The sequence below is a fragment of the Dyella subtropica genome (genome assembly GCF_026283965.1).
Lineage (GTDB): Bacteria > Pseudomonadota > Gammaproteobacteria > Xanthomonadales > Rhodanobacteraceae > Dyella_D > Dyella_D subtropica.
Genome location: NZ_JAPDPD010000014.1, coordinates 63,499 through 88,595 on the forward strand (window position 1 = coordinate 63,499; position 25,097 = coordinate 88,595).

The window sequence follows — 25,097 nt, forward strand, 5'->3', positions numbered from 1 at the left end:
TGCCGCATACTTCACGATCTTTCGGTCGCGACCCCTGTCGCATGCCGGTCACAAGGGTCGCGGAAGCTTGATGCTTTCGCGTCGAACTATCCAGCGGGGACCCTTGTCGCTAACCCGCCTCTGCTGCTGGCCTCATTCCGGCCTGGAGAGTCGCTGTGGTGAAACCACTCCCGCGCCTGCGTCTGCAAGGCTTCAACAACCTGACCAAGGCTTTGAGCTTTAACATCTACGACATCTGCTATGCGGTGTCGGAAGAGCAGCGCCAGCGCTATATCGAATACATCGATGAGCAGTACGACGCCGATCGTCTGACCCAGATCCTGACGGATGTGGCGGAGATCATTGGCGCCAACATCCTAAACATTGCGCGTCAGGACTACGATCCGCAAGGGGCTTCGGTCACGATCCTCATCTCCGAGGAGCCCGTGATCGAGAAGCTGGGTCGCGACACCATCTCCGGTGCCGTGGTCGCGCACATGGACAAGAGCCACATCACCGTCCACACCTACCCCGAAACGCATCCGCACAACGGCATCGCGACCTTCCGCGCGGACATCGACGTGGCCACCTGCGGCGTGATCTCGCCGCTGAAGGCGTTGAACTACCTGATCGACAGCTTCGAGTCGGACATCGTGGTCACCGACTACCGCGTGCGTGGCTTCACCCGCGATATCAAGGGCAAGAAGCACTTTATCGATCACAAGATCAACTCGGTGCAGGACTACCTGGCCAAGCACATCCGCCAGAAGTACGAGATGTTCGACGTCAACGTGTACCAGGAAAACATGTTCCACACGAAGATGCACATCAAGGACTTCGACCTCGATACATATTTGTTCGAGGCCCATGCGGACGACCTGTCGTTCAAGGAGCGCCAGCGCATCGAGTCGCTGCTGCGGCGCGAGATCGAGGAGCTGTTCCACGGTCGCAACCTGATGTAACAAAAGAAACCCGCCTTTCGGCGGGTTTCTTTTGTTAGGGGCCGCTGCGCGGGCGGTTAGGCGTAAGGAGTAAGTGAGCATTGACTCACTCGAGGCCGCAACGCGGCCAACTCACTTGCTCACAAGGCGGCAAGGCCGCCGCTCACAGCCTGTAAGCCACTGTTTTCATCACCAGTGAGCTCAGGTGCATCAGTGAGGGGATGGGGAACGGCAGGTCGATGCCGCCGCGTTCCTTCGCGTTTCGGGCATGACGTATTTCATCGGCCTGCATCTGTGCCAGCACGGCGCGGGAGCGCTCGTCCTGGGGCGGCAGCTTGTCGAGGTGTTCCTCCAGATGCGCTTCGACCTGGCGCTCGGTCTCGACCACGAAGCCCAGGCTTACTGGATCGCCGGCCAGCGCGGCAAGGGCGCCGATGGCGTAGCTGCCGGCATACCACAGCGGGTTGAGCAGGCTGGGGCGGCTATCCAGTTCTTTCAGGCGGTCGGCACACCAGGCGAGGTGGTCGGTTTCCTCGGCGGCGGCGTGCTGCAGGTGTTCGCGGTTTGCTTCGCGGCGCGCCAGCGCGGCCTGGCCGTCGTACAGCGCCTGTGCGCAGACCTCGCCGGTGTGGTTGATGCGCATCAGGCCGGCGGCGTGGCGGCGTTCGGCGTCATCCATGTCGGCTTCATCGATATCGGCGGCGGGGGATGGGCGCGCGGCCTCGGGGCTGCCGGCGACGGTCTGCAGTGCGCGATCCAAGCCGATCAGCAGTCGATCGAGGGGTGAAAGGGTGCGGGCGTTCATGGCGGCCTCCATCAAGATTCCAGTTGTTGCGCAAGCAGCACGAGCGGATGCTGATGCGGCCAGCGGTGACCCGCGTCATTCATGCCGGCAGCAAGATGCAGTCGGCAACCGATATTGGACGACAACAGTCGTTGCGGCGCCAAGGTGGCGACCTGCCGCAGGGTCTCGTCGCGAAGGCGGGCGGCGCGCTCCGGGAACTCCAGCATATGGCTGCCGGCGGCGCCGCAGCAGTGGGGCGGCTGCGGCAGCGCCTTGGTGTCCAGGCTGGGTATTCGCTGTAGCAATTGCAAAAGGGCTGCATCGCTCTGCGCTACGTTGATCTGGGTGCAGGGCAGGTGCAGCGCCACATGTTCTGGTAGCGGGCGGAACGACAGGCGATCGGCGCGGGCGACGAGCAAAGTCACTGGGTCGGTCACTGGTGTGCCGGGGAGGGCGCGCCGCAGTGTGCCGATACATCCGGGGGTGATCGAAACCAGATGGCTTGCGCCGGCCTCTTTCCAGGCGGCCCGCACCTGTCGTGCTGCCTGTTCGGCCGATTCAGTCTCGCCGCCGTGCAGATCCATGGCGCCGCAACAGAAGGCTGGCAGCTCGATCACCCGGTAGCCAGCTGCACGCAGCAAAACGATGGCGGCCTGCTGGGCTTCGGCGTCTTCGACGCTGGCAATGCAGCCTGGGAAAACGGCGACGGTCTCGATCTCCGGCGCGTCGCTTGATGTTGAGGCGTGGCGTGGCGCTTTGGGGAGGCCTTCCGTCGGCCACAGGGCCAGAGCGGCGCGTACAGGGGAGCGGGGCGACAGGAGTTTCTGGAGCAGGGGCTTCCAATAGGCGAAACCAGCCCATTTGGCGAGCTTTCGGAGGCGCCGCCAGCGCGCCGGATGCCTGATGAGTTCGAGTTCCCGGCTCGGTCGCTGCGGCGATGGTCCGAGCAGGGCGCGCGTTTCCACCAGCAGCTCGCCATACTGCACGTTGGCGGGGCATACCTTTTCGCAGTTCAAGCAGCCCAGGCAGTGATCCAGATGCTGGCGTAGCGCAGGGGTGACCGATACCTGCTCCCGGGCCAGGGCGGCGGCGATGGCGATGCGGCCGCGGGGTGATTCCGCCTCGTTCCGATCCAGCGCATAGGTGGGGCAAACGGGCAGGCATAGACCGCACTGCACGCATTGGTCGGCCAGTGCGGCAATGCGCATGGGGGGCTTTTCATCGAGCATATTGTTCATGCTATCATCGCCAGCTCGCAGCCCGCCGGTCGGTGGGCTTGCGCGATAGATGACAGCTCCGCTATCATCTCGCGCCTTTGCTCCACCGATTATGCCAACCGCCACTTTGGCGGCAGACTAGGTATTCCGAAATGAAAACGTTCAGCGCCAAGCCGGAAAGCGTCAAGCGCGACTGGTTCGTGATCGACGCCACGGACAAGACGCTCGGTCGTCTTTCGACCGAGATCGCCCGCCGTCTGCGCGGCAAGCACAAGCCGGAGTTCACCCCGCACGTCGACACCGGCGATTACATCGTCGTGGTCAACGCCGAGAAGGTGGCCGTCACGGGTGCCAAGCTGGACGACAAGAAGTACCACCGTTTCACCGGCTATGTCGGCAACCTGAAGACCACGAGTCTGAAGGACCTGCTGGCTACCCACCCCGAGCGCGTGATCGAGATCGCCGTGAAGGGCATGCTGCCGAAGAACCCGCTGGGCCGTGCCATGTACCGCAAGCTCAAGGTCTACGGCGGCGCCGAACATCCGCATACCGCACAGCAGCCGCAGGCGCTGGAACTCTAAGGAATCATCATGGCGATCCAGCAGAATTACGGCACCGGCCGCCGCAAGACCTCCGCCGCCCGCGTGTTCCTGCGCAAGGGCAAGGGCGAGATCATTGTCAACGGCAAGACTCTCGAGCAGTTCTTCGGTCGTGAGACCTCGTGCATGATCGTGCGCCAGCCGCTCGAACTGATCGAAGCTACTGACAAGTTCGACATCAAGGTGACGGTCGCCGGTGGCGGCATCACCGGTCAGGCCGGCGCGATCCGCCTGGGCATCGCCCGCGCGCTGATCGAGTATGACGAAAGCCTGAAGTCCCCGCTGCGCAAGGCTGGCTTCGTGACGCGCGACGCCCGTGAGGTCGAGCGTAAGAAAGTCGGTCTGCACAAAGCACGTCGCGCTACCCAGTTCTCGAAGCGTTAATTCTCCTTGGAGAGCGGCTCTTTGGGGAGCTGCTTCTCAGAGAGCAATCGTTTCGACAGTACGGCGCCCCAGGTCAGAGCGCGTCGCACTGCGAGTTATTGGGAGATCGTCTAACGGTAGGACAACGGACTCTGACTCCGTTTATCTAGGTTCGAATCCTAGTCTCCCAGCCAAAAACAAAAGACCCGCCCTAGTGGCGGGTCTTTTGTTTTTGGCTGGGAGACAGGAGACGACCCACGTTCGACAAATTTGTCTGGAACTTGTTGGACAGCGCGCTAGCGCTGGCCCCCGCAAAGCGGGGGTTGGTCCCATGGATGGGACCAACAATCCTAGTCCCGCAAGCTCGAGAAGGCCTGCCCAAGTGGAGGAACTCCCACCTTCGGGTCGGATGCTCCCATCCCGTCACATTTAATGCGCCCACCCTCAGAGTAAGGTCTCCGATTGCCGTCCGCGCATGGTGCGCGAAAAGGAGGCAAACATGGCTACGCAAAAGAGGGTTCCGAACCAGGCCCTGACGCTAGAGGGCCTGATCGAAAAATATGGCATCGCCGCTCTTGGGGCGCTGCGCAATCCCGCGCTGTGGGACGTTATCGTCCCGATGGGGCCGGCCAAGAATGGGGTGCTTTCGGCTGCGGCAAAGAAGCAGCTACAGGCTGAGCTGAGCGCCGTCTACGGCGCCCTGCTCAGCAACGCGAAGGCAGGTGATGCAGTTTCCGGCGCTTTCGCAGCGCAGGTGGCGATAAGCAAGGCCGCCATCCACTAAGTCTTTCGACGTCACGTCCGCCAGAGATGGCGGACGTGACTGGAGTTGCTTACATCTCGCGATCACCGATAAGCACTACATCGGCAGCGCGCTGAGCGAACAGCCCGACGGCGACGATGCCCGGGATCTGATTGAGGTCTTTCTCCAGCGCAACGGGATCGGCAATCTGCCAGCCGTGCACGTCGATGATCCAGTTGCCGTTGTCGGTGACCACGCCGTCGCGCCACACCGGATGGCCGCCACGCTTGACGATCTCGCGACCGATCAGGCTGCGCGCCATCGGAATCACCTCGATCGGCAGCGGAAACTTGCCAAGCAAGTCCACGCGCTTGCTCGAATCGATGATGCACACGAACTTGTCGCTCGCCGCGGCCACGATTTTCTCGCGAGTCAGCGCGGCGCCGCCGCCCTTGATCAGGCGCTTGTAGGGGTCGCATTCGTCGGCGCCGTCGACATAGAGCGAGAGCGGTCCGGTGGCGTTGAGATCGAGCACGGGAATGCCAAGCTTCTTCAGCTGTGCCGTCGATTGCTCGGAGCTGGAAACGGCGCCCTGGATGCGGTCCTTCAGGTCGGCCAGCGCGTCGATGAAGAACGCCACGGTGGAGCCAGTGCCGACGCCCACGATGGCGCCGTCCTCGACGTAGCGGATGGCGGCTTCGCCAGCCAGGCGTTTCTCGTTTGCGTTGCTCATGGCGTGGGTTCCGGGTATCGGTAGAAAATCATTCGAGCGTGAGGATGTGTCGCCACTCGGCAGCGCCGACCGGCATCACTGAAAGACGATTGCCCTTGCGCACCAGCGGCATCTCGACGAGGGCGGGATCGGCCTGCAGTGCTTTCAGCGTAATAGTGCGCTTGAGCTTTTTTACGAACTTCACTTCCACCAGCATCCAGCGCGGGTTGTCGCGCGAACTGGCGGCGTCGAAGTACTTGCTCTTGGGATCGAACTGGCTGGGGTCGGGATAGGCGTCGGTCGCTACTTCGGCGACGCCGACGATGCCTGGCTCGGCGCAGTTGGAGTGGTAGAAGAACACCTTGTCGCCGACCCGCATGCCATCGCGCATGAAGTTGCGCGCCTGGTAATTGCGCACGCCGTCCCAAGCTTCCTGGCCCTTGCGCTTGAGGTCGTCGATGGAAAAGGCGTCCGGTTCGGACTTCATCAGCCAGTGGTTCATGCGTGGGCTTCTCCGTCCGCGCCGGGGGCGTGGCAGTCGATCAGTTCCTGGTCGGTAGCGATGTAGTCGAGTTGTACGTCCCAGTGCGCCGCATCGATCTTCGGTAGCTCCTGAAAGGCGTAGCCGATACCGACCAGCAGCGGCTCAGTGGGTCGAGCCTGCTTCTTGAGGAAGGCAAAGCTGCGATCGTAGTAGCCGCCGCCGTAGCCGAGCCGATGGCCGCGACGGTCGAAGGCGAGCAATGGAACCAGCACCAGATCAAGTTGGAAAGGCTCAAGCAGCTCGGTGGGCGAGACTGGTTCTGGGATGCCGAAGCGGTTGGGCTGCACGTCTTCGCCGGATCGCCAGGGGGCGAAACGCAGGTGCGTTTCCGGGCCCATCACGGGCAGCAGGAATTGCTGGCCGCGCGCGGCCAGCGGCGGAATGACGAGGTTCAGCGGCAACTCGCCGTTGCTGGCCCAATAGCCGGCAACGCGCACGTCGGTGAGGTATTCGGGTAGCTGCTCGAGGCTGCGCCGCAGGCCCTGGGCAGCGGCCATGCGCTGCGGCGGCGTCAGTGCGCGACGGCGTTCGGCCAGCTGCTGGCGTAGTTCGCGTCGCTGGGCGGTGGCGTCCACGGTGACGCATCTCCTCAAGAGAACGCCCGCAGCGGCTGCTGCGGGCGGTTCCGCGGGCCCGGCCGATGTCGGAACAAACTCGGCCGTAGCGGTAAAAAAAGGTGGCGTAAACCGCGATGCCGCTACCCACCAAACGACCTTGATCCACGATGGATCAGGTGGGAGGGCCACATGGTCTCGAGGCTTTCCGCACGCAGCGGACATGCACAACAACCGATGAAAAGCCGACCCGGGGCCGTATTTAGGAACAAGGCAAATGTAAGAGTGTGCTGGCGCACACCGCAGTAAACGCCGAGGACTATTTTAGTGGTGCGTCGAGTGCGGCATCAAGCTTGCGACGCAGGGCGGCCAAACTGTCGCTAACGCCCTGGTCATGACCGCTGTGCTGCTTGCGCAGCGCCAGGAACTCATGAGTGATGCTGATGGCCGCCAGCACAGCCAGGCGATCGAAGCCTGGCGTCTTGGCGTTGGCACGCAGTTCACGCATCTTGCGGTCGAGGTAAGCCGCCGACTCGAGCAGGCCCTCGCGTTCTTCCGGCGCGCAGGCGATCAGGAATTCGCGGTCGATCAGTCGCAGCGCGACCGGTTCACTGGGGGTGCTCATCAGGGTACTCAGCCGTTGTTCTCGAGCGCCTTCAGGCGCTGGATCATTGCCTCGACGCGACTGCGCGCCTGCTCGTTGCGGGCCATCAGGCCGGCGCGTTCGCTGGCCAGCTGTTCCTGGCTATGCCGCAGGCTGCGGTTTTCCTCGGTGAGCCGGCGCACCATCTCGAGCAGGCGATCGAGCTGTTCGCCAAGCGCGGCGATTTCCTGCTTGACGGGGTCAGGCTTGACGGGGTCGGGCGTGCTCATGCGGGGAACTATAACAGGAGGTTTGGCGAAGTCAGCAGGCTCTACGGCGCTTTGCGAAACAGTGCATTAAACTGCTCGCTTACCCTTCGAGGAGTACTGCCATGACGGCTATGGAGCTGATCGGCCATGAGGACCTGGACGGTGTCGCACGGCGGCTGCAGCTGGCTGTGGACGCCAGCGAACTGCATGGCTCCCTATGCGGCTATCTCTCAGGGGGCGGTCGATTGGGTAAGCAATCCCTGCTGGCGGTGCTGCAGCTGGATGGCCATGAGCCGGTCAAGCCGTCGGTGCATGACCAGGCCATGCTGGACGGTCTTGTCCGTCAGAGCGAGGCGGAACTGGCCGATCCTGAGCTCGGCTTCGAGCCGCTTTTGCCCCCCGACGACCGTCCGCTCGCCGAACGCGCGGAGGCGCTCGTGGATTGGTGCCGCGGTTTCCTGGGCGGCTTTGGGCTGGTGGGCGCCGAGCCCCAGCGCAAGCTGTCCGATGAAGCGCAGGAAATCCTGCGCGACTTTGCTGCCATTGCCAGCTCCGAGTTCGAGTTGGGCAACGAGTCCGAAGACGAAGATGCGCTGATTGAAGTCCACGAGTTCGTGCGCATCGGCGCCATGCTGCTGCACGCCGAATGCGTCGGCGGCCGCAACAAGCCCAACAGCGATACGGTGCATTGAATATCCTGCCTGACGAGTTCGCCCGCCGTCGGCGTCAGCTGATGAAGATGGCGGGCGAGGATGCGGTATTGCTGGTCGCTGCCGCACCCGAGCGCATCCGCAACGCAGACGCCACCTGGCCGTACCGGCAGGACTCGGATCTGCACTACCTGTCCGGTTTTCCCGAACCGGATGCTGTGCTGGCCCTGCTGCCGGGTCGACAGCACGGCGAGGCGGTGCTGTTCTGTCGCGAGCGTGACGCCGAACACGAGCGTTGGCACGGTGAGTCCATCGGTACCGAGCGCTCGGTCAGCGAGCACGGCATGGACGATGCGTTTCCCATCGATGACATCGACGACATCCTGCCTGGCATGATCGAGGGCAGGGCGCGCGTCTATTGCCACTTCGGGCGCGAGCCGGAATTCGACGCACGCCTGCTCGGCTGGATGCGCCGGTTGCGCCAGCTGCGCGGCGGCGGCGTGGTACCCAAGGAATTCGTCGCACTCGGCCATCTGCTGCACGACCTGCGCCTGTACAAGTCGCGCGCGGAACTGAAGCTGATGCGCGCCTCCGCCGATATCGCCTCTGAGGCGCACCTCGCCGCAATGCAGGTCGCGCTGCCTGGACGACATGAATACGAGGTGGAAGCAGAACTGACGCGCGTCATGCGCAGCCGCGGCGCCGTGCCAGCCTTCCCGCCCATCGTCGCCGCTGGCGCGAATGCCTGCGTAATGCACTACCAGGCCAATCGCGCACCTTTGCGCGATGGTGACCTATTGCTGATCGACGCTGGCGCCGAACTGGATTGCTACGCCTCCGACATCAGTCGCAGCTTCCCCGTCAGCGGGCGGTATAGCCGCGAACAGCGCGCGCTCTACGAGGTGGTGCTGGCCGCGCAACAGGCCGCCATTGAGGAAGTGCGGCCAGGACAGTCGTTCAGTGCGGCGCATGACGCCGCGGTGCGGATGATTGCCGAAGGCCTGTGCTCGCTCGGCCTGCTCAAGGGTGATGCCGACACCGCCATCGCCGAGGGTAGCTACAAGCATTTCTTTCCGGCCAAGACCGGGCATTGGCTGGGTCTGGATGTACATGACGTGGGCGACTATCGCGTCGACGGCGAGCCGCGTTTGCTGGAGCCGGGCATGGTGGTGACGGTGGAGCCGGGTATCTATGTGCCCGTGAATGAACGTTCGGTGGCCGAGCGCTGGCGTGGCATCGGCATACGCATCGAAGATGATGTGGCGGTAACGCGCGAGGGTAACGAAGTGCTGACGGCCGCGGTGCCCAAACAGCCGGAAGAAATCGAAGACTTGCTTTCGCGGCGTTGAGCCATCGCGCCACCGTCGCCTGCGGGCCGTTTCGTTTCAGTGATCGGTGTCCTGCGATTCGGCCTTGCGATGCGCTTCATCTGAAGCATGCACCTCGTACCACATCGCATTGAGAATGCCGAAAGCGCAGGCGAGGCCGAGACCGAGAATCCAGGAGAAGTACCACATGGTCAGAGTGCTCCGCTCAGTAGGTGTGGCTGGAGTCGCGAACATGCTCGAGCGTCACGCGCCCGCGCAGTACACGATAGACCCAGCTGGTGTAGAGGATGATCAGCGGCATGAAGATTGCCGTGGCGCCGAGCATCAATCCCAGCGTGCTGCGGCTGGATGAGGCGTCCCACACGGTGAGGCTGGAGCGTGGGTCGAGGCTGGACGGTAACAGGAACGGGAACAATGCAAAGCCGGCCGAGAGGATGGTGCCCACCACCATCAGGCTGCTGCTGAGAAAGCCGCCCAGGCCGCGCTTGCCGACGGTCAGTTGCACGCCCACAGCGCCGAGCAGGGCCAGCACCGGTGCTGCCCAGAACCACGGATATTGCAGGTAGCTGGCGAACCAGCTGCTGCCGCGAGCCACATCCTTGAACAGCGGGTTGGATACGCCGCCGGTCACGGTCGGCCCCACGATGGCGTAGCCAGGTATGCCATAGGCCAGCCAGATGCCAGCGAGCACGTACACGACCACATAGATCAGCGTGAACCAGCGAGCGAATATGGCAGCGCGCACCGCAATGGTCTCGTCGGCTTTCATCGCGGCCCAACAGGCGCCGTGTGCAAGCAACATGCTCAGCGACACCAGGCCGGCTGCCAGGGCGAATGGATGCAGCAGATCGAAGAAGCCACCGTGCCAGCTCATGCGCAGATCGCCGTCGAACTGGAACGGCACACCAAGGAACAGATTGCCGAAGGCCACGCCGGAAATCAGCATCACCACCACGCCGGATGCCACCAGCACCCAGTCCCACAGGTTGCGCCAGCGCTGGTCGTGGATCTTGCCGCGGAAGTTGAAGCCGACCGGCCGCAATATAAAAGCGATCAGCACCAGGCAGATCGCCAGGTACATGCCGGAGAACGACACCGCATAGAGCATCGGCCACGCAGCGAAGGCCGCGCCGCCGCCGAGGATGAACCACACCTGGTTGCCCTCCCAGGTGGGCTCGATGGTCTCCAGCAAGACCAGGCGTTCTTCATCGTTGCGCCCCAGCACACGCAGCAGCGCGGCGATGCCGAAGTCGAAACCGTCCATGACGGCGAAGCCGATCAGCAGGATGCCGAGCAAGGCCCACCAGATGACCCGCAGGGTGTCGTAGTCGAACATGATGTTCTCCTCAGGCCTTGGCTGCAGCGAGGGAAGGCGAGTCGGTGGTCGGCCATAGGCCGAGCCCATCCGGCCCCTTGCGCGCAAACTTCACCATCAGCGTCGCATCGATCACGGCCAGCGCGGTGTAGAACAGCACGAAGCCGCCGAGCGACGTCCATACCTGGCCAGCGGTCACTGACGACACACCAAGCGCTGTCGGCAAGATGCCTTCGATCGCCCACGGCTGGCGGCCGTACTCGGCCACGATCCAACCCAGTTCCGCGGCTACCCACGGCAGCGGCAGGCTCCACAAGGCGAGCTTGAGATACCAGCGCTTGTCGTCGAGCTTGCGCTTGCTGGCTAGCCAGAACGAATACGCGAATAGCGCGATGAAGTAGAAGCCACAGGCCACCATGACGCGGAACGCCCAGAACAGTACCGGCACGTTGGGAATGGTGCTGTCCGCGGCCTTCTGGATGTCCGCCGGCGTGGCCTGGCGCGGATCGTCGATGAAGTGCTTCAGCAGCAGCGCGTAGCCGAGATCCTTGTCATGCGCCGCGAGAATCGCCTTGGCCTGCGCATTGTTTTTGTCTGCACGCAACACCAGCATGGCGTCATACGCCTGGATGCCGTTGTCGATCTTGCCCTTGGTTTCCTCGATCAGGTTGGTGATGCCGGGAATAGGTTTGTCGATAGAGCGTGTGCCGATCAGGCCCATCACCCACGGCAGCCGCAGCGCGTAATGCGTAGTGCGGTTCTGCACATCGGGAATGCCGAACACGGTGAACGAGGCGGGAGCCGGTTCGGTCTCCCACATCGCCTCGATTGCGGCCATCTTCATTTTCTGGTTTTCGGAAACGGCATAACCCGACTCGTCACCCAGCACCACCACGGAAAGCGCCGCGGCGAGACCGAAGCTGGCCGCGACTGTCATCGAACGCTTGGCAAAATCCACATTGCGTCCGCGCAGCAGATACCAGGCGCTGATGGAGAGCACGAACATCGCACCCATCACGTAACCGGCACTCACCGTGTGCACGAACTTGGCTTGGGCCACCGGGTTGAACATCACCTCGCTGAAGGAGGTGACTTCCATACGCATGGTTTCGGCGTTAAAGGCTGAGCCCACCGGGTTCTGCATCCAGCCGTTGGCGATCAGAATCCACAGCGCGGAAAGACTGGTAGCCAGTGCGAGGAACCAGGTGACCAGCAAGTGCTTCACTCTGGAGATGCGCTTCCAGCCCATGAAGAACAGGCCAACCAGCGTGCCCTCCAGGAAGAACGCCATCAAGCCTTCGATCGCCAGTGGCGTACCGAACACATCGCCCACGTAGTGCGCGTAGTAAGCCCAGTTCATGCCGAACTGGAACTCCATGGTGACGCCGGTGGCGACACCCATCGCGAAGTTGATGCCGAACAGCACGCCCCAGAACTGGGTCATGCGCTTCCACACTTCGCGTCCGGTCATCACGTAAACGCTCTCCATGATGGCGAGCATCCACACCAAGCCCAGCGTGAGTGGTACGAAAAGAAAGTGATAAAGCGCTGTCAGTGCAAATTGCAGGCGTGACAGGGTGACGACATCGGCATCGATGATCATGGATGACCTTTGTGCGCAGCGGAAGATGAGGCGGCTGGAGCGAGCAGATGCTCGATGGCGACCGGGCGGGTATCGGGGCGGGGGTGTGGAGCGATGGCGATCCACCAGATCAGCGTGAGTAACGCGATCTTGGCGATGACGATAAGAATCAACTTGCGAGCCAGTCGACGAAGCTGCCGACTTTCGTGCGAGGTGCTGTTGGATTGGGTAAGCGGCATGGACATCCGGTGTTCCCCTGCATCAGCTGCGAGGCAGGATACGCTCGGGATATGTCGATGTCGCGCGAAGCAATGCCGCAGTGGCGGAGTGACGCAGGCGGTTGACCTGGAGCTATCGTGAGCGGTTGCTCAATCGCTTTCGATACGCTTGCCGTGAACGGCTCGAAGGGCGATGCGGCCCCACACTGGGGCCGCATGTTCAACACTCTGCGTTAGAGCAAAGCAAACGCATCCCGCGTCAAATTTTCTGGTGCGCCATCGGTGCACATCACATCGTCTTCGATGCGGATACCGCCGTAGGGGCGGAAGACGTTCACTTTGTTCCAATCGATGTCGCCCGCGAACGGCTTGTCGCGCAGTTCGTCGAGCAGCATGTCGATGAAGTACAGGCCCGGCTCGATGGTGACCACCATGCCCGGCTCCAGCACCCGCGTCATGCGCAGGTAGGGATGCCCGGCCGGACGCGGAATGCTGCCGCCGCTTTCGCTCTGCTGGAAACCGGCGACGTCATGCACCTGCAAACCGATCGGATGGCCCAGGCCGTGCGGGAAGAACGCGGCGGTGACGCCGGATGCCACTGCACTCTCCGCGCTCATGCGGATCAACCCATGCTCACGCAGCACATTGGCTAGTACGTGATGGGCGTGGATGTGCAGTTCCGGATAGCTCTGCCCGGTGCGCACTTTGGCGACGAAACCGAGCTGCGCGGTTTCCACGCTATTGATCAGCGCCTGGAATTCGGTGTGACCGGCGGCGGCATATGTGCGAGTGATGTCGCTGGCGTAACCAGCCGCGCTGGCGCCGGCGTCGATAAGGAACGAGCGGCTTGTCGTCGGCGGCTGCCGGTCGAAATGGGTGTAGTGCAGCACGGCACCGTGTTCGTTGAGGCCGACAATGCTGGCGTAGGGCAGTTCGGCATCGATAGCGCCGGCAGCAGCGAGGTAGGCCTGGTGAATGCCCAGCTCGCTGGCGCCATCGCGAAATGCCTGTTCCGCGGCGCGGTGCGCGCGGGCACCGATACGGCTCGCCTGGCGCATCAGTTCCAGTTCGTAAGGGGTCTTGTACGAGCGGTGATAGTGCAGGTAGTCGACGACCGCTTGCGGGTTGTTCGCCTCGGCACCTGCGACGACAGGGCATTCGGGTGCGATCACCGCGCGGCGCGTTTCGGCGCCGGGCAGCTGGGCGACGGCTTCGGCGGCAGTGCGCACGACCGTGATATCGAAATGTTCCACCCAGTAGCCGTTCGGCGCTTCCGGCGCCACGTGCCAGTAGTCGTGTGGCTGCAGGAACACCAGCCGCGTCTTACGCCCTGGCGTATGTACGATCCAGCTGCCGGGCGCGTCGGTGAGCGGTAGCCAATGGCGAAAATGCGGGCTGGCAACGAATGGGTAGTGTTGGTCGTCGAGGAATTTGCCCGGCGGAGTGCCGGCGGCAATCACCAGGTGATCGAAGCCACCGAGGGCCAGTGCCTTGTCCGCGCGCTCGCGCAGGGTGGCCATGTGCTGCGGGTAGAGCGGGGCGAGGCGATCGGTCATGCGAGGTTCCTGACTAGGCGGCGCGTTCCGCGCCGAAACGCGAATCATCGCGCGCCCGCAGCGACGCTGCCAGCTTTAGACGTGGGCAGCTTTAGACGTAGGAGCCGGGAAGCTCCAGCCAGCTGTTGAGCAATGCGGCATCGTCGTTGGTGATCGCGATGATGCGATAGCCAGCCCAGATTTGGCCGGGACTGGCCGCAGTGGTCTGCCATTGCACCTGGATGCCGAGTTCGATCGCTTGTAGTCCGCTGCCCAGGCCGGGCAGGCCGACGCTGACCTGGTAGACCGCGTCGCTTCTTGGCGGCTCGGTGCTGATCAGCAGCATGCCGGTGATCGACAGATTGCCAAGGTAAGCCATGGGCTGACCGGTGATGACGTTGGTCACTACGGCAGTGAAGTCGACGCGCTTGCGTTGGGCGCGGCGTTGATCGATGGCGGTGCTGTTGGCGCTCATGATCCATCGGCTCCGGGATGCAGGTTGTCGGACTGCAAATGCGCGGCTCGCCGTAGGTTGCTGGTGAGCGCAGCCCAGGCGCGATCGAGCAGGGTCTCGCGTTCGGGCGGCACCGCGCGCGCCTGGTTGCTGGCGATCTCGCGAGCTAGCTGTCGCAGCGTCTTTTCGCCGGCGCGCGTGCCCCGGCGAGTGACAAACAGTGCGTTGTCGGAGACCGGCGAGAACCACGCCAGCTTGAGTCGCGTCGTCTTGCTGCTGTCCGGATCGGCGAATTCAAACCACGCCCCCGGTGGCAGCTGGCACAGCCGGTCATGGATGCGTTGTTCGTGATCTTCCAGTTGCGGCGCCTGCGGCATAGTCGATTCGCAGGCTTGCCGTTCGCCAAGGCGCTGGTGCTGCTCGAGCTTCAACGCCAGCTTGTCGGTGTCGGGCTCCTCGCCCGTCTCCTGCTCGTCCTGCGGCAAGGTGAGCAGGCGCAGCGCGACCTGGGCGGCTTCGTCGCCATGCATGCCGATCTGCTGCAGTCCGTTTTCGATGTCCAGTTGCAGCTGTAGGCGATCATGGACGGGTATGGTGCCGAGCAGTTGATCGGTGATCTGCAGGCGGGCTGTGAAGACCTCATTCTCTTCGCCGTGGCGCAGCAAAGTCAGTGCGAGCACGTCCGACCACGCGCGCTCCAGCAAGGTGCGCAGCAGGCCTCGCGGAGGGGTTTGTTTGAAGCGCTCCGCCATCAGGCCGGCAGCACGCTGGCGGGCCTGCTCCAGTCGCTCGCGCCCCTGCATGGCTTCGACATGGAGGCGTTCGGCGGCCTGCGCCTTGCAGTTCAGCTGCTCGATGCGGCCTTCGACATCGCTGAGCAGGTTGGCGTAGAGGGCTTCGCTGGGCTGTTGCAGCCGCGCGTGCGCGATCCACTGGGCCAGTTTGCCGGCCAGGACACGGTCCTCTTCGCCTTCAGGGCCGCTCAGCCATTCGTTGACCACGTCGCCCACGGTAGAAAGCAGTTGGCGTGCCGGGTGTTCACGCTGGTCGAAGAAGCTGTGATCGGCCACGACCAGGCGCAACAGTGGCAGTTCCAGGCCGCTGAGCAGAGTATGGGCGCTGGCACTGCCGTGCAGTTGTTGCCTGATTTGCTCGAACAATAGGCCGACCAACTCCACCATGTCGCTGTGTTCCTTCGACAGGTGAGTGTGCGTCTCGGGGTCGATGTGGCCGGCGTTGAGCTGCATCAGCAGCTCGTTGTGCAGGCGGTGTGCGCTGCGCTGCTCATTGCCGGCACGGCCGGCGAGGCTGGTCAGATGTAGTTGCAGGGCGTTGAGCGCTTCCTGCAGTTCGTCGAGGCTGGCGGTGCGGCCACCGTCGACCAGCGACCAGCCCCCCAGGCCGGTGCGGCGCTGCGCAAGCAGGTTGCGCAGCGTTTCCAGCACGGCGATGTTGTCGCCGTGCGCCGCGCCGGTGGTGGGCTCGGCGGCGGCGGTCGTCACATCGGGCGCCGTGGCGTTGCCGCGATCGATGCTCAGCTGAGTCACCGGGAATGCGCGCAATCGCGGCAAGATGCCGTCGCCGCGCAGGAGCTCATTGATGGTTTCGTACAGTGGGTTGAGTTCCTGGATCACCGCGTGCTCGAAGCTCTCCAGCATCAACAGGCCGTGGTCGCCAGGGATCTGCAACGCATCACCCGCCTCGCGGAAGGCGCAGGCCAGCGCCTGGGGGCCTAAGGGCAGATCCTCGCCTTCCAGCGGCGGCACGCCGACCAGCACGGCCATGCGATAGCCGAGTTCGTGCAACGCCAGGCTGTTGCGGGCTTCACCGCGCGCAATGATTTTCTCCAGCGCCGCGCCTTGTTCGTGGGCGGTCTCGTCCAGCAGCTCCAGCGTCAGGCTGACCGGCTCGGCGGCGACCGGCTCGACGGGGTCCTCGCCCATCCGGCGGAAGCGATCACGCAGGTCGGCCATGAAGCGCCGCTCGAACAGCTCCTGCTCGCTCTGCAGGCGCCCCCGGATCACCAGGAAGCGTTGCTGTTCCAATGGGTCACGGGATTGCATAGCGTGCGCGTAAAATCGCCGCTCAAGGTCCGCAAGGCCGCGCCGAAGCGGCGGCGCCAGCCAATCCAAGCAGAAGGTGTGAACCTCCTCGATCAGCCGGCGCGCGCGCGGAGACCACCGCGGGTTGTCGAGGCGGTCACCTCGGCTGGACGCAAGTGGCTGGCGGCTATCCTGGTGCTCGACATCCATGGCTGGATCCTGTCGTTCCCCGGGGGTGGCGGCAGTCTATGCCTGTTCGGGGTAGCTCGCCATGGTTAGGGATGCTCTGATCTATTCAACCTAGGCGTCACCGCTGTGTCAGCTCGCCTGCGTCGAATAGATCAGAGCATCCCTGGTTCAGCCGAGGAAGCTGGCGATGACGTCGTTGAGGAAGCGCTGCCCCAGGGCGGTGGTTTGCAGGCGCAGCGGGTCCGTGGTGAGCCAGCCTCGCTGGCGGGCTGCGGCAAGCGCCGGGGCGATGCGGTCCAGTGGCAGGCTGGTGCGCTCGCTGAACTCGGCCATCGGCACGCCGTCGACCAGGCGCAGCGCATTGAGCATGTATTCGAACGGTAGCTCGTCGTCAGCGACGGGGTTGTCACCGCCGATGCGACCGGGGCCACCCGCGGCGTCGAGCCAGGTGCGCGGGTGCCGGGCCTTCCAGCGCCGGCGCACACTGCCGTCGGTGGCATCGCTGAGCTTGCCGTGTGCTCCGGCGCCGATGCCGAGATAGTCACCGAACTGCCAGTAGTTGAGATTGTGCACGCAGCGCCGGCCGGGGCGGGCATAGGCCGAGATCTCATACTGACCGTAGCCGGCGTCCGCCAGCCGTTGTTCGCAGGCCTCCTGCATAGCCCAGGCGTGATCGTCGTCGGGCAACGGCGGCGGGTTGGCCGCAAAGGCGGTGTTCGGTTCCAGGGTGAGCTGGTAGTGCGAGATGTGCGTCGGCTGAAGCGCGATGGCGCGCTCCACGTCGGCCAAGGCGCCTTCTAGCGACTGCTCCGGCAGCGCGTACATCAGGTCGAGATTGAAGTTGTCGTAGCCGGCGTCCTGCGCCGACTTCACCGCCGTTTCCGCCTCGCTGGCGGAATGGATGCGGCCCAGGCGCTTGAGCTTGTCGTCGTCGAAACTCTGGATACCGAACGAAAGGCGGTTCACCCCCGCGGCAAGATAGCCGTCGAAACGGCCGTGCTCGACCGTGCCGGGGTTGGTCTCCAGGGTGATCTCGGCGCCATCGGCCAGTGGCAGACGCTCGCGTACGCCATCGAGGAAGCGGTCGATCAGTTCGGGAGCGAACAAGCTGGGCGTGCCGCCGCCGAAGAAGATGCTCTGTACCGTGCGGCCTTCCAGTGCGTCGCCGAAATCGACGCGATCGGCGTCCAGGTCGGCCAGCAACAGCTCGGTGTAGAGCGCATACGGCGGCGGGTCGCTACGCAGACCGTGCGAGTTGAAATCGCAGTACGGGCATTTCTTCACGCACCATGGCATGTGGACGTACAGCGACAGCGGTGGTGCGATCAGCGGCATGATTCAGTCGTGGCGCAGTTCGGCCAGTTGCGCATGCAAGGCAACGAGTGCCTTGCCGCGATGGCTGAGACGGTTTTTCAGGGACGATTCGAGTTCGGCTGCGCTGGACGTCTGGCCGTCCGGAAGGAATAGTGGGTCGTAGCCGAAACCCTGCGCGCCGCGCTGTTCAGTGAGTACATGACCGTGCCAGCGGCCTTCGGCGATCAGCGGTGCCGGATCGTCGGCGTGCTGCACCAGCACCAGCACGCAGATGAAGAAGGCGCCGCGCTGTTCGGTGGGCAGGCCCTCCAGTTCGCGCAGCAGCTTCGCGTTGTTGGCCGAGGCGTCGCCGTGGGTGCCGCTGTAGCGTGCCGAGTACAGGCCGGGTGCACCACGCAGATGCGTCACGCACAGGCCGGAGTCGTCGCCCAGCGCGGGCATGCCGGTGATGCGCGAGGCGTTGCGTGCTTTCAGCAAAGCGTTCTCGACGAAGGTGAGGCCGGTTTCCTCCACGTCGTCGACGCCCAGGCTGCCTTGTGTGACGACGTCGAAGCCGCTGTCGGCGAACAGGTCGTTGAATTCGGCAAGTTTGCCGCGGTTGCTGCTGGCGAGAACGAGGTGTGACTTGGCGGTGTGTGACATGGCTTAGTCGGTGAGGTTGGCGAATTCGGGGGCGTAGTCGACCTGGCCGCGATAGCCCTGCAAGCCGTTTTCACAAAGGGCCAGCGCCATGAACGCATCGCCGCCGCCATAGGTGTCTTGCAGGTCGAAGCTGGAGGCGGGTGTGAAACCGAAACGGCCGTAGTACGCGGGATCGCCAAGCACAACGACCGCGCGAAATGAGCTGACAGTCAAAGCTAGCAACGCTTCGCGGATCAGCGCCGTGCCTATGCCGCGGCGTTGCAACGCCGGTGTCACCGCCATCGGCGCCAGACCCAGCGCCTGGGCGTCGTCGCCGTGCTCGATGCGGATGGGCGAGAACAGGACGTGCGCGACGACTTCGCCATTCTGTTCGGCGAGCAGCTCGAACGTGTTGCGGCGGGAAGCATGTAGCTGCTCCACCAGCCGCGCCTCGTCCTCGCGCCCGAAAGCCGCACGGTGGACGACGAGGATCTCATTGAGATCGTCGGGATCGGGGCGGGGACGGCGGATCAGCAGGGGCATGGTCAGCTCTGGGCGAGCGCGGCGCGTTGCGCGGCGACCAGTTCGACGACGCCCTTTTCGGCCAGGGCCAGCAGGGTGTCCATTTCGTCGCGACGGAAAGCATGGCCTTCGGCCGTGCCCTGCACCTCGATGAAGCCGCCGCCGTCGTTCATGACGACGTTCATATCCGTGTCGCAGTTGGAATCCTCGGCGTAGTCGAGGTCCAGCACGGGCACACCCTGGTAGATACCTACCGATACGGCCGCTACGGCGCCGAACACCGGGTTGCGGCGCAGGTTCTCGCGCTTCATCAGCAGATTCACAGCGTCGACCAGGGCCACGTAGGCACCGGTGATGGCCGCCGTGCGGGTGCCGCCGTCGGCCTGGATCACGTCGCAGTCGAGGGTGATGACGCGCTCGCCCAGGGCCTGGCGGTCCACGCAGGCGCGCAGGCTGCGGCCGATCAGGCGCTGGATTTCCATGGTGCGGCCGCCTTGGCCGCCGCGCGCGGCTTCGCGCTGCATGCGGGTGTTGGTGGCGCGGGGCAGCATGCCGTATTCCGCGGTAACCCAGCCTTCGCCCTTGCCGCGCAGCCACGGTGGCACGCGGTCTTCGATGCTGGCGGTGCAGAGCACCTTGGTGTCGCCGAAGCTGACCAGCACCGAGCCTTCGGCATGGCGGGTGTAGTGGCGCTCAATGGTGACTGTGCGCAGCTGGTCGCTGGCGCGGCCGCTGGGGCGGATAGGGGAATTCATGGGATGCGGAGGCCTGGATTGGGCAAGGCAGGGTGGGAGAGTTTACCATTGCGCCCTTTCAAGCCGCCCGCGGCAGGGTTTTTCCATGATTCGCAGCATGACCGCCTACGCCTTTGCCGAGTCCACCGGCCCCGTTGGCACGCTCAGCTGTGAGCTGCGCACGGTGAACCACCGCTACCTGGAACTGAGCCCGCGCCTGCCCGACGACTTGCGCAGCTTCGAGTCCGCCTTGCGCGAACGTATTGCCGCAAAGCTGTCGCGCGGCAAGCTGGACCTCACGGTGCGTCTGCGCAGCGAGGCGCGCGGCGATGCGCTGCAAGTCAATCAGACCGTGTTGACGCGACTGTCTGAGCTGTCGCTGGATCTAGAGTCGCGCTTTCCGAGGCTTAGCATCGAGCTCACCGAGCTGTTGCGTTTTCCCGGTGTGATGCAGCAGGCCGAGGTGGATCAGGACGAACTCCAAGCCGCATTGTTCGGCGTGCTCGATGACGCCCTTGATGCTCTCACCGCCACACGTGAGCGCGAAGGCGCCAAGCTGGCCGATCTGCTGAAGGAGCGCCTGGACGGCATCGAGCGCATCGTCGCCGACGTGCGCGGCTGGATGCCGCAGATCCGTGAGGGTCTGCGTACCCGGCTGGAAACGCGCTTGGCTGATCTAAAACAGCCTGCTGATCCTGGTCGCCTGGAACAGGAACTGGTGATGCAGATCACCCGCGTCGACGTGGACGAGGAGTTGGACCGTCTCACCGCCCATATCGCCGAGGCCCGCCGCGTGCTGGGTTTGAAGGAGCCCGTGGGTCGCCGTCTGGACTTTTTGATGCAGGAGTTCAACCGAGAGGCGAACACGCTCGGCTCCAAGTCGGTGGACCCGCGCAGCACCAATGCAGCGGTGGAGCTGAAGGTGCTGATCGAGCAGATGCGCGAGCAGGTACAGAACATCGAATGAGTACGCCCGTACCCGAGGCCCAATCACTGGAAGGCACCTTGTTCGTGGTGGCCGCGCCTTCGGGTGCGGGCAAGTCCACCTTGGTCAACGCGCTGCTTGAGCGCGAGCCTGCGATTTCGCTGTCTGTCTCGCACACCACGCGTCCGCCTCGCCCAGGCGAGCAGTACGGCCGGCACTACTACTTTGTCGAGCGTACCGAGTTCGAGCGCGAGATTGCCGAGGGCATCTTCCTCGAGCACGCCGAAGTGCACGGCAACCTTTACGGCACCTCACGCACCACCGTGGCGGAGTTGCTGTGTCAGGGTAAGGACGTGCTGCTGGAGATCGACTGGCAGGGCGCGCGACAGATCCGCAAGAGCAAGCCGGATTGCGTCAGCGTGTTTATCCTGCCGCCGTCGCGGTTGGAGCTGGAGCGGCGCCTGCGCGGACGGGCTTCGGACAGTGCCGAGGTGATCGAGCGCCGTCTGCATAATTCGCGCGAAGAGATCGCCCACGCGGACGAGTTCGACTACATCATCGTCAACGACCGCTTCGAAGATGCACTGGGCGACCTGCAATCCATCGTGCGTGCCGTGCGTCAGCGCAGTGGCCTGCAGTGGCGGCGCCACGAGGCGCTGATCGCGGAGCTGCTGGCCTGAACCCTTGCCAAGCAGCGGCAGGGCGCCTTGCGTAGCCTTCGCGGCCGTCTTCGGCTACTTTGGTTGTCTTTCACCTGGCAGCTTCGCCCATGACTGACTCCGTTCGCGCCAAGCCCGATGACAGCGCCATCGTGCGCGTCCGTGGCCTGACCACGGTGCTCAACGGCAAGACCATCTTCGATGCGCTGGATCTGGACATTCCGCGCGGCAAGGTCACCGCCATCATGGGCCCCAGCGGCACCGGCAAGACCACCTTGCTCAAGCACATCACCGGACAGATGCGCGGCCAGGCCGGCGACGTGTCGGTGGATGGGCAGAACGTACAGGCGCTGACACGCGAGCAACTGTTCGAGCTGCGCGAGCGCATCGGCTATCTGTTTCAGAACTCAGCGCTGCTGACCGACTTCGACGTATTCGAGAACGTCGCGTTCCCGCTGCGTCAGCACACCGAATTGCCTGAGGTGCTGATCCGCAACATCGTGTTGACCAAGCTGCAGGCGGTGGGCCTGCGCGGTGCCGCGCGGCTGATGCCAACCGAGCTGTCCGGCGGCATGGCGCGGCGCGTGGCGCTGGCGCGCGCGATCGTGTTCGATCCCATGCTGATTCTTTACGACGAGCCCTTCGTCGGCCTCGATCCGATCGCGCTGAACCAGGTGCTCAAGCTGATCCGTACGCTCAATCAGACGCTGGGTATCACTAGTGTGCTGGTGGCGCACGAGCTGGCGGCGGTGCAGCAGGTGGCCGACCACGTTTACCTGATTGCCAACGGCAAGGTCGTCGCGCACGGCGACCCCAAGACCATCGCCAGCGATGGCTCGCCGTGGACACGGCAATTCTTTGGCGGCGAGGCCGATGGCCCGGTGCCGTTCCAATACCCAGCGGGCGATTACGCCACCTCGCTCGGCTTCAAGGGGGGCGCATGAACGCGCAACTGGCACGCGACAACATCGTCATCCGATCGCTGAGCCAGATCGGCGACTGCGCCCTGTTCCTGCTGCAGATTCTGGCCGCCATCCCCCGTAGCCTGAAGCATTCTCGCGAGACGATTCGCCAGCTGTGGTTTGTCGGTGCGATGAGCTTGATCATCATCATGGTCTGCGGCCTGTTCGTGGGCATGGTGCTGGGCCTGCAGCTGTATGACGTGCTGTCGATCTTCGGCGGGACCTCGGCCACCGGCACGGTGGTGGCGATCGCGATCTATCGCGAGCTGGGGCCGGTGGTGACCGCGCTGCTGTTCGCAGGCCGCGCGGGCACCTCGGTGACTGCGGAAATCGGTCTGATGCGCGCCACTGATCAAATTGCCGCGATGGAGATGATGGCGGTTGATCCCATCGCCTACGTCGCCGTGCCGCGCTTTCTCGCAGGCGTGGTCGCCATGCCACTGCTGTGCTGCGTATTCTGCGCGCTGGGCATCTTCGGTGGCCATCTGGTCGGTGTGAGCTGGTTGGGCATCGACAACGGCACGTTCTGGTCGAACATGACGGCTACGGTCGAACTGGTGAAGGATGTGATCAACGGCGTGCTGTGGAAGAGCGTGGTGTTCGGCGCCGTGGTCTCCTTGATTGCCGTGTTCCAGGGCTACACCACGCCGCCGACCAGCGAAGGTGTGGCCTATGCCACCACACGTACTGTGGTGGCCTCGTCGATCGCCATCCTGGCGCTCGACTTCGTGCTCACCGCATTCCTGATGTGAGTGCCTGATGTGAGCACTCCCATGGCGACCCCCATGACGACATTTTCCAACCACTTTTTGAGGATCGTGCCGTGAGTCAGAGACCATCCTATGCCGTCGGCACCGGCCTGTTTATCGTGCTCGGTTTCACCGCGCTCGGTTATCTCGCCACCCAGACCACCTCCGTGGCCAACACTAGTCGCGGCCCGAGTTACACGATCGAGGCGCACTTCGCCAATATCGGCCAGCTCAAGGAGCGTGCGCCGGTGAAAGTGGCGGGTGTGCGTATCGGCCAGGTGCAGTCGATCGTGCTCGATCCGGGTAAGGAGACAGCCGATGTGAAGCTGTCCATCGACAAGCGCTACGACAAGATTCCCGAGGACTCCGTTGCGACGATCTTCACCAGTGGTCTGCTTGGCGACCAGTACGTGGGCATCCAGTACGGCAACTCGACGAAGATCGTCGCCGACGGCAGCACCCTGGGGCTGACCCGCCCGGCGCAGCAGTTGGAGGAAATGCTCGGCAAGTTCTTTGGTGCCGGCGGTGCGGCGGACAATCTTTCAGGCAGCTATACGGTCAAGGCGCGCTTCACCAATGTCGGCGCGCTCTCCGCGGGTGCGCCGGTGAAGATGGCCGGTGTGGCCATTGGCAGCGTGCAGTCGGTGAGGGCCGATCCGGTCAAGCTGGATGCCGAGGTGGTGCTGGCGATCGACAAGAAATACAGCCAGATCCCCGACGATTCGGCCGCTGCAGTGTTCACCAGCGGTTTGATCGGTACGCAGTATGTTGCGATCCAGCCCGGCGGCTCGCCGGACATGCTCAAGAGCGGCGATGAGTTGGTGTTGACCCAATCGGCCCTGCAGCTCGAAGACCTGATCGGCAAGTTCCTGGTCAATGGCTCACCAAGCGACAAGAAGCCCGCCGACAACGCCAGCGCGTCCAATCCCCCGGCCGGCAAGCATTGAGCCGGCCTTCCCCAAGGCTGATACCAGGCCGATCTTCCAGGAGTGTCCCCATGATGTTGCGTAGTTTGGCTCTTGCCACCGCCATCGTATTCGGTGGCGTGATTGCCACACCGGTCTTCGCTCAGAACGCCGCCCAGGCGCCGGCCTCCAGCCAGGCACCCGTGCAAGTGGCGCAGGCCATCGTCGATCAGCTCGGCAATGCCATCGATGGGCACCAGGCCGAGCTGAAGAAGGATCAGGAAAAGCTGATCTCGGTGATCGATGACGTGTTCCTGCCGCATTTCGATATCGATTACGCGTCGATTTTGGTGCTCGGTCAGCATGCACGCGAGGCTTCGCCCGAGCAGCGCGAGCGCTTCGCCAAGGCGTTCTACAATTCCATTACTCACCGCTATGCCGAGGGTCTGATCAACTACACCCGCGGCCGCGTGAAGGTGCTGCCGTTCAGCGGTGACCTCAATGACAAGCGCACCGTGGTGCGCACCCAGGTCGTGCTGGACGACGGCAAGACCGTGTCGGTGGATTACGCCTTCCGCAAGAGCCACAGCGGCGACTGGAAGGCTTACGACGTGATCATCGAAGGCATCTCCTACGTCACCAACTATCGCAACCAGGTCGATGCCGAGATCCGCAAGGTCGGCATCGACAAGCTGATTTCGAACCTGGAGACCCAGGGCTCGAAGGCGCTGGAGACGTTGGAGAAGGAAGGCAAGGCGACGCAGTGATGGCAGACGTACACGCCACCTTCCAGCTCGCCGAATCCGCACCGGATACCTTGCAGGTATCCGGTGCGCTTACCTTCGCCACGGCGGCGGATGCGCTGTCGGCGATCAATGCGGCGGTAGCCCGTAACGGTCGTCGTCAGATTGACTTGGCTGGCGTGCAGCACAGCGACAGCGCAGGCCTTGCCTGTGTGCTGGCCGTGTTGTCGGAGGCAGCGAAGCAGGGGTGCAAGTTGGCCTTGCGCAATGTGCCGGAGGGGATGCGCGTGCTGGCCCAGGTTTGTGAGGTCGATGCGCTGATTGCCTGACGAGCACTCGGTACGGGATAAAAAAGAAGGGGCC

The 25,097-nt window shown here is 63.8% G+C and carries 31 protein-coding genes, 1 tRNA gene and 1 other RNA gene; 14 read left to right on the top strand and 19 right to left on the bottom strand.

Going from position 1 to position 25,097, the window contains the following annotated elements; genetic code table 11:
- Positions 1-155: 155 nt before the first annotated feature.
- Complete coding sequence (speD, locus tag OUZ45_RS13480) at positions 156-941, top strand: adenosylmethionine decarboxylase (RefSeq protein ID WP_266170638.1); 786 nt, start codon at positions 156-158, stop codon at positions 939-941.
- Positions 942-1,083: 142 nt separating this feature from the next.
- Here speD and coq7 read toward each other — a convergent pair whose 3' ends face one another.
- Positions 1,084-1,725 carry a 2-polyprenyl-3-methyl-6-methoxy-1,4-benzoquinone monooxygenase gene (coq7, locus tag OUZ45_RS13485; RefSeq protein WP_266170639.1) on the bottom strand — a complete coding sequence of 214 codons (642 nt, stop codon included), beginning with the start codon at positions 1,723-1,725 and terminating at the stop codon, positions 1,084-1,086.
- Between the two features lie 11 nt (positions 1,726-1,736).
- Positions 1,737-2,942, bottom strand: coding sequence for a (Fe-S)-binding protein (locus OUZ45_RS13490; protein ID WP_266170640.1), 1,206 nt, complete (start codon positions 2,940-2,942; stop codon positions 1,737-1,739).
- A 131-nt stretch (positions 2,943-3,073) separates the two neighbouring features.
- Between OUZ45_RS13490 and rplM the strand changes: the two genes are divergently transcribed.
- The 4 genes from rplM to OUZ45_RS13510 all read left to right on the top strand — a co-directional run bounded on the left by rplM (position 3,074) and on the right by OUZ45_RS13510 (position 4,667).
- Positions 3,074-3,502 (top strand): 50S ribosomal protein L13, encoded by a 429-nt coding sequence (rplM, locus tag OUZ45_RS13495; protein WP_266170641.1) that lies wholly within the window; start codon positions 3,074-3,076, stop codon positions 3,500-3,502.
- Between the two features lie 9 nt (positions 3,503-3,511).
- Positions 3,512-3,904 (top strand): 30S ribosomal protein S9, encoded by a 393-nt coding sequence (rpsI, locus tag OUZ45_RS13500; protein WP_266170642.1) that lies wholly within the window; start codon positions 3,512-3,514, stop codon positions 3,902-3,904.
- Between the two features lie 99 nt (positions 3,905-4,003).
- A tRNA-Gln gene (locus tag OUZ45_RS13505) sits at positions 4,004-4,077 on the top strand.
- A gap of 305 nt (positions 4,078-4,382) precedes the next feature.
- Entirely contained in the window at positions 4,383-4,667 is a 285-nt protein-coding gene (locus OUZ45_RS13510) for a hypothetical protein (RefSeq protein ID WP_266170643.1), read from the top strand.
- Positions 4,668-4,716: 49 nt separating this feature from the next.
- Here the strand turns inward: OUZ45_RS13510 and rpiA are convergent, their stop codons facing one another.
- The 6 genes from rpiA to OUZ45_RS13540 all read right to left on the bottom strand — a co-directional run bounded on the left by rpiA (position 4,717) and on the right by OUZ45_RS13540 (position 7,308).
- Positions 4,717-5,358 carry a ribose-5-phosphate isomerase RpiA gene (rpiA, locus tag OUZ45_RS13515; RefSeq protein WP_266170644.1) on the bottom strand — a complete coding sequence of 214 codons (642 nt, stop codon included), beginning with the start codon at positions 5,356-5,358 and terminating at the stop codon, positions 4,717-4,719.
- Between the two features lie 28 nt (positions 5,359-5,386).
- Positions 5,387-5,839, bottom strand: coding sequence for an EVE domain-containing protein (locus OUZ45_RS13520; protein WP_266170645.1), 453 nt, complete (start codon positions 5,837-5,839; stop codon positions 5,387-5,389).
- On the bottom strand, positions 5,836-6,456 hold the full coding sequence (locus OUZ45_RS13525; RefSeq protein ID WP_266170646.1) for a 5-formyltetrahydrofolate cyclo-ligase: 621 nt from the start codon (positions 6,454-6,456) through the stop codon (positions 5,836-5,838). Before OUZ45_RS13525 ends, OUZ45_RS13520 begins: the two co-directional genes overlap by 4 nt.
- A gap of 104 nt (positions 6,457-6,560) precedes the next feature.
- A non-coding RNA gene (ssrS, locus tag OUZ45_RS13530) (6S RNA) lies at positions 6,561-6,747 on the bottom strand.
- A gap of 7 nt (positions 6,748-6,754) precedes the next feature.
- The gene (locus OUZ45_RS13535; RefSeq protein ID WP_266170647.1) at positions 6,755-7,060 is read right to left on the bottom strand and encodes a cell division protein ZapA; all 306 of its coding nucleotides are present in this window, start codon (positions 7,058-7,060) and stop codon (positions 6,755-6,757) included.
- Positions 7,061-7,068: 8 nt separating this feature from the next.
- The gene (locus OUZ45_RS13540) at positions 7,069-7,308 is read right to left on the bottom strand and encodes a TIGR02449 family protein (RefSeq protein ID WP_266170648.1); all 240 of its coding nucleotides are present in this window, start codon (positions 7,306-7,308) and stop codon (positions 7,069-7,071) included.
- Positions 7,309-7,409: 101 nt separating this feature from the next.
- Between OUZ45_RS13540 and OUZ45_RS13545 the strand changes: the two genes are divergently transcribed.
- Both OUZ45_RS13545 and OUZ45_RS13550 read left to right on the top strand, forming a co-directional pair.
- Entirely contained in the window at positions 7,410-7,979 is a 570-nt protein-coding gene (locus OUZ45_RS13545) for a UPF0149 family protein (protein ID WP_266170649.1), read from the top strand.
- Positions 7,934-9,286: an aminopeptidase P N-terminal domain-containing protein gene (locus OUZ45_RS13550; RefSeq protein ID WP_266170650.1), complete on the top strand. Its 1,353-nt coding sequence runs from the start codon at positions 7,934-7,936 to the stop codon at positions 9,284-9,286. Before OUZ45_RS13545 ends, OUZ45_RS13550 begins: the two co-directional genes overlap by 46 nt.
- Positions 9,287-9,322: 36 nt before the next feature.
- On the opposite strand, the gene cydX is transcribed toward OUZ45_RS13550, so the two are convergent.
- The 11 genes from cydX to rph all read right to left on the bottom strand — a co-directional run bounded on the left by cydX (position 9,323) and on the right by rph (position 19,812).
- On the bottom strand, positions 9,323-9,454 hold the full coding sequence (gene cydX, locus OUZ45_RS13555; RefSeq protein WP_266170651.1) for a cytochrome bd-I oxidase subunit CydX: 132 nt from the start codon (positions 9,452-9,454) through the stop codon (positions 9,323-9,325).
- A gap of 16 nt (positions 9,455-9,470) precedes the next feature.
- Positions 9,471-10,601: a cytochrome d ubiquinol oxidase subunit II gene (gene cydB, locus OUZ45_RS13560; RefSeq protein WP_266170652.1), complete on the bottom strand. Its 1,131-nt coding sequence runs from the start codon at positions 10,599-10,601 to the stop codon at positions 9,471-9,473.
- Positions 10,602-10,611: 10 nt separating this feature from the next.
- Entirely contained in the window at positions 10,612-12,180 is a 1,569-nt protein-coding gene (locus OUZ45_RS13565; protein ID WP_266170719.1) for a cytochrome ubiquinol oxidase subunit I, read from the bottom strand.
- Positions 12,180-12,407: a cytochrome oxidase putative small subunit CydP gene (cydP, locus tag OUZ45_RS13570; RefSeq protein WP_266170653.1), complete on the bottom strand. Its 228-nt coding sequence runs from the start codon at positions 12,405-12,407 to the stop codon at positions 12,180-12,182. The genes OUZ45_RS13565 and cydP overlap by 1 nt, the downstream gene beginning before the upstream one ends.
- Positions 12,408-12,613: 206 nt before the next feature.
- Positions 12,614-13,936, bottom strand: coding sequence for a Xaa-Pro dipeptidase (pepQ, locus tag OUZ45_RS13575; protein WP_266170654.1), 1,323 nt, complete (start codon positions 13,934-13,936; stop codon positions 12,614-12,616).
- Between the two features lie 91 nt (positions 13,937-14,027).
- Positions 14,028-14,390, bottom strand: a complete 363-nt coding sequence (locus OUZ45_RS13580; RefSeq protein ID WP_266170655.1) for a PilZ domain-containing protein — start codon at positions 14,388-14,390, stop codon at positions 14,028-14,030.
- Entirely contained in the window at positions 14,387-16,621 is a 2,235-nt protein-coding gene (locus tag OUZ45_RS13585; protein WP_266170656.1) for a DUF1631 family protein, read from the bottom strand. Before OUZ45_RS13585 ends, OUZ45_RS13580 begins: the two co-directional genes overlap by 4 nt.
- A gap of 147 nt (positions 16,622-16,768) precedes the next feature.
- The gene (gene hemW, locus OUZ45_RS13590; RefSeq protein WP_266170657.1) at positions 16,769-17,935 is read right to left on the bottom strand and encodes a radical SAM family heme chaperone HemW; all 1,167 of its coding nucleotides are present in this window, start codon (positions 17,933-17,935) and stop codon (positions 16,769-16,771) included.
- A 3-nt stretch (positions 17,936-17,938) separates the two neighbouring features.
- On the bottom strand, positions 17,939-18,556 hold the full coding sequence (gene rdgB, locus OUZ45_RS13595; protein WP_266170658.1) for an RdgB/HAM1 family non-canonical purine NTP pyrophosphatase: 618 nt from the start codon (positions 18,554-18,556) through the stop codon (positions 17,939-17,941).
- 3 nt (positions 18,557-18,559) lie between these two features.
- On the bottom strand, positions 18,560-19,078 hold the full coding sequence (locus OUZ45_RS13600) for a GNAT family N-acetyltransferase (RefSeq protein ID WP_266170659.1): 519 nt from the start codon (positions 19,076-19,078) through the stop codon (positions 18,560-18,562).
- A 2-nt stretch (positions 19,079-19,080) separates the two neighbouring features.
- Positions 19,081-19,812, bottom strand: a complete 732-nt coding sequence (gene rph, locus OUZ45_RS13605) for a ribonuclease PH (protein WP_266170660.1) — start codon at positions 19,810-19,812, stop codon at positions 19,081-19,083.
- 85 nt (positions 19,813-19,897) lie between these two features.
- On the opposite strand from rph, the gene OUZ45_RS13610 reads away from it, so the two are divergent.
- From OUZ45_RS13610 to OUZ45_RS13640, 7 genes are all read left to right on the top strand, one after another.
- Entirely contained in the window at positions 19,898-20,758 is an 861-nt protein-coding gene (locus tag OUZ45_RS13610; protein WP_266170661.1) for a YicC/YloC family endoribonuclease, read from the top strand.
- On the top strand, positions 20,755-21,396 hold the full coding sequence (gene gmk / locus OUZ45_RS13615) for a guanylate kinase (protein WP_266170662.1): 642 nt from the start codon (positions 20,755-20,757) through the stop codon (positions 21,394-21,396). The genes OUZ45_RS13610 and gmk overlap by 4 nt, the downstream gene beginning before the upstream one ends.
- 89 nt (positions 21,397-21,485) lie before the next feature.
- Complete coding sequence (locus OUZ45_RS13620) at positions 21,486-22,319, top strand: ABC transporter ATP-binding protein (RefSeq protein WP_266170663.1); 834 nt, start codon at positions 21,486-21,488, stop codon at positions 22,317-22,319.
- Positions 22,316-23,089, top strand: a complete 774-nt coding sequence (mlaE, locus tag OUZ45_RS13625; protein WP_266170664.1) for a lipid asymmetry maintenance ABC transporter permease subunit MlaE — start codon at positions 22,316-22,318, stop codon at positions 23,087-23,089. Before OUZ45_RS13620 ends, mlaE begins: the two co-directional genes overlap by 4 nt.
- Positions 23,090-23,160: 71 nt before the next feature.
- A complete protein-coding gene (mlaD, locus tag OUZ45_RS13630) occupies positions 23,161-24,033 on the top strand; it encodes an outer membrane lipid asymmetry maintenance protein MlaD (RefSeq protein WP_266170665.1) in 873 nt (290 codons plus the stop codon).
- 53 nt (positions 24,034-24,086) lie between these two features.
- On the top strand, positions 24,087-24,758 hold the full coding sequence (locus OUZ45_RS13635; RefSeq protein ID WP_266170720.1) for an MlaC/ttg2D family ABC transporter substrate-binding protein: 672 nt from the start codon (positions 24,087-24,089) through the stop codon (positions 24,756-24,758).
- Positions 24,758-25,063: an STAS domain-containing protein gene (locus OUZ45_RS13640; RefSeq protein WP_266170666.1), complete on the top strand. Its 306-nt coding sequence runs from the start codon at positions 24,758-24,760 to the stop codon at positions 25,061-25,063. The genes OUZ45_RS13635 and OUZ45_RS13640 overlap by 1 nt, the downstream gene beginning before the upstream one ends.
- The last annotated feature ends 34 nt before the right edge of the window (positions 25,064-25,097 follow it).

Coding starts and splice junctions, on each gene's coding strand:
- rdgB (WP_266170658.1), bottom strand. CDS start 18,556: ATGTCACACACCGCCAAGTCACACCTCGTTCTCGCCAGCAGCAACCGC.
- OUZ45_RS13540 (WP_266170648.1), bottom strand. CDS start 7,308: ATGAGCACGCCCGACCCCGTCAAGCCTGACCCCGTCAAGCAGGAAATC.
- OUZ45_RS13620 (WP_266170663.1), top strand. CDS start 21,486: ATGACTGACTCCGTTCGCGCCAAGCCCGATGACAGCGCCATCGTGCGC.
- rplM (WP_266170641.1), top strand. CDS start 3,074: ATGAAAACGTTCAGCGCCAAGCCGGAAAGCGTCAAGCGCGACTGGTTC.
- OUZ45_RS13520 (WP_266170645.1), bottom strand. CDS start 5,839: ATGAACCACTGGCTGATGAAGTCCGAACCGGACGCCTTTTCCATCGAC.
- OUZ45_RS13545 (WP_266170649.1), top strand. CDS start 7,410: ATGACGGCTATGGAGCTGATCGGCCATGAGGACCTGGACGGTGTCGCA.
- cydX (WP_266170651.1), bottom strand. CDS start 9,454: ATGTGGTACTTCTCCTGGATTCTCGGTCTCGGCCTCGCCTGCGCTTTC.
- rpsI (WP_266170642.1), top strand. CDS start 3,512: ATGGCGATCCAGCAGAATTACGGCACCGGCCGCCGCAAGACCTCCGCC.
- OUZ45_RS13610 (WP_266170661.1), top strand. CDS start 19,898: ATGATTCGCAGCATGACCGCCTACGCCTTTGCCGAGTCCACCGGCCCC.
- rpiA (WP_266170644.1), bottom strand. CDS start 5,358: ATGAGCAACGCAAACGAGAAACGCCTGGCTGGCGAAGCCGCCATCCGC.
- OUZ45_RS13585 (WP_266170656.1), bottom strand. CDS start 16,621: ATGGATGTCGAGCACCAGGATAGCCGCCAGCCACTTGCGTCCAGCCGA.
- hemW (WP_266170657.1), bottom strand. CDS start 17,935: ATGCCGCTGATCGCACCACCGCTGTCGCTGTACGTCCACATGCCATGG.
- OUZ45_RS13600 (WP_266170659.1), bottom strand. CDS start 19,078: ATGCCCCTGCTGATCCGCCGTCCCCGCCCCGATCCCGACGATCTCAAT.
- OUZ45_RS13510 (WP_266170643.1), top strand. CDS start 4,383: ATGGCTACGCAAAAGAGGGTTCCGAACCAGGCCCTGACGCTAGAGGGC.
- OUZ45_RS13635 (WP_266170720.1), top strand. CDS start 24,087: ATGTTGCGTAGTTTGGCTCTTGCCACCGCCATCGTATTCGGTGGCGTG.
- OUZ45_RS13580 (WP_266170655.1), bottom strand. CDS start 14,390: ATGAGCGCCAACAGCACCGCCATCGATCAACGCCGCGCCCAACGCAAG.
- pepQ (WP_266170654.1), bottom strand. CDS start 13,936: ATGACCGATCGCCTCGCCCCGCTCTACCCGCAGCACATGGCCACCCTG.
- OUZ45_RS13535 (WP_266170647.1), bottom strand. CDS start 7,060: ATGAGCACCCCCAGTGAACCGGTCGCGCTGCGACTGATCGACCGCGAA.
- rph (WP_266170660.1), bottom strand. CDS start 19,812: ATGAATTCCCCTATCCGCCCCAGCGGCCGCGCCAGCGACCAGCTGCGC.
- cydP (WP_266170653.1), bottom strand. CDS start 12,407: ATGTCCATGCCGCTTACCCAATCCAACAGCACCTCGCACGAAAGTCGG.
- OUZ45_RS13550 (WP_266170650.1), top strand. CDS start 7,934: ATGCGTCGGCGGCCGCAACAAGCCCAACAGCGATACGGTGCATTGAAT.
- OUZ45_RS13490 (WP_266170640.1), bottom strand. CDS start 2,942: ATGAACAATATGCTCGATGAAAAGCCCCCCATGCGCATTGCCGCACTG.
- coq7 (WP_266170639.1), bottom strand. CDS start 1,725: ATGAACGCCCGCACCCTTTCACCCCTCGATCGACTGCTGATCGGCTTG.
- gmk (WP_266170662.1), top strand. CDS start 20,755: ATGAGTACGCCCGTACCCGAGGCCCAATCACTGGAAGGCACCTTGTTC.
- mlaE (WP_266170664.1), top strand. CDS start 22,316: ATGAACGCGCAACTGGCACGCGACAACATCGTCATCCGATCGCTGAGC.
- OUZ45_RS13640 (WP_266170666.1), top strand. CDS start 24,758: ATGGCAGACGTACACGCCACCTTCCAGCTCGCCGAATCCGCACCGGAT.
- cydB (WP_266170652.1), bottom strand. CDS start 10,601: ATGTTCGACTACGACACCCTGCGGGTCATCTGGTGGGCCTTGCTCGGC.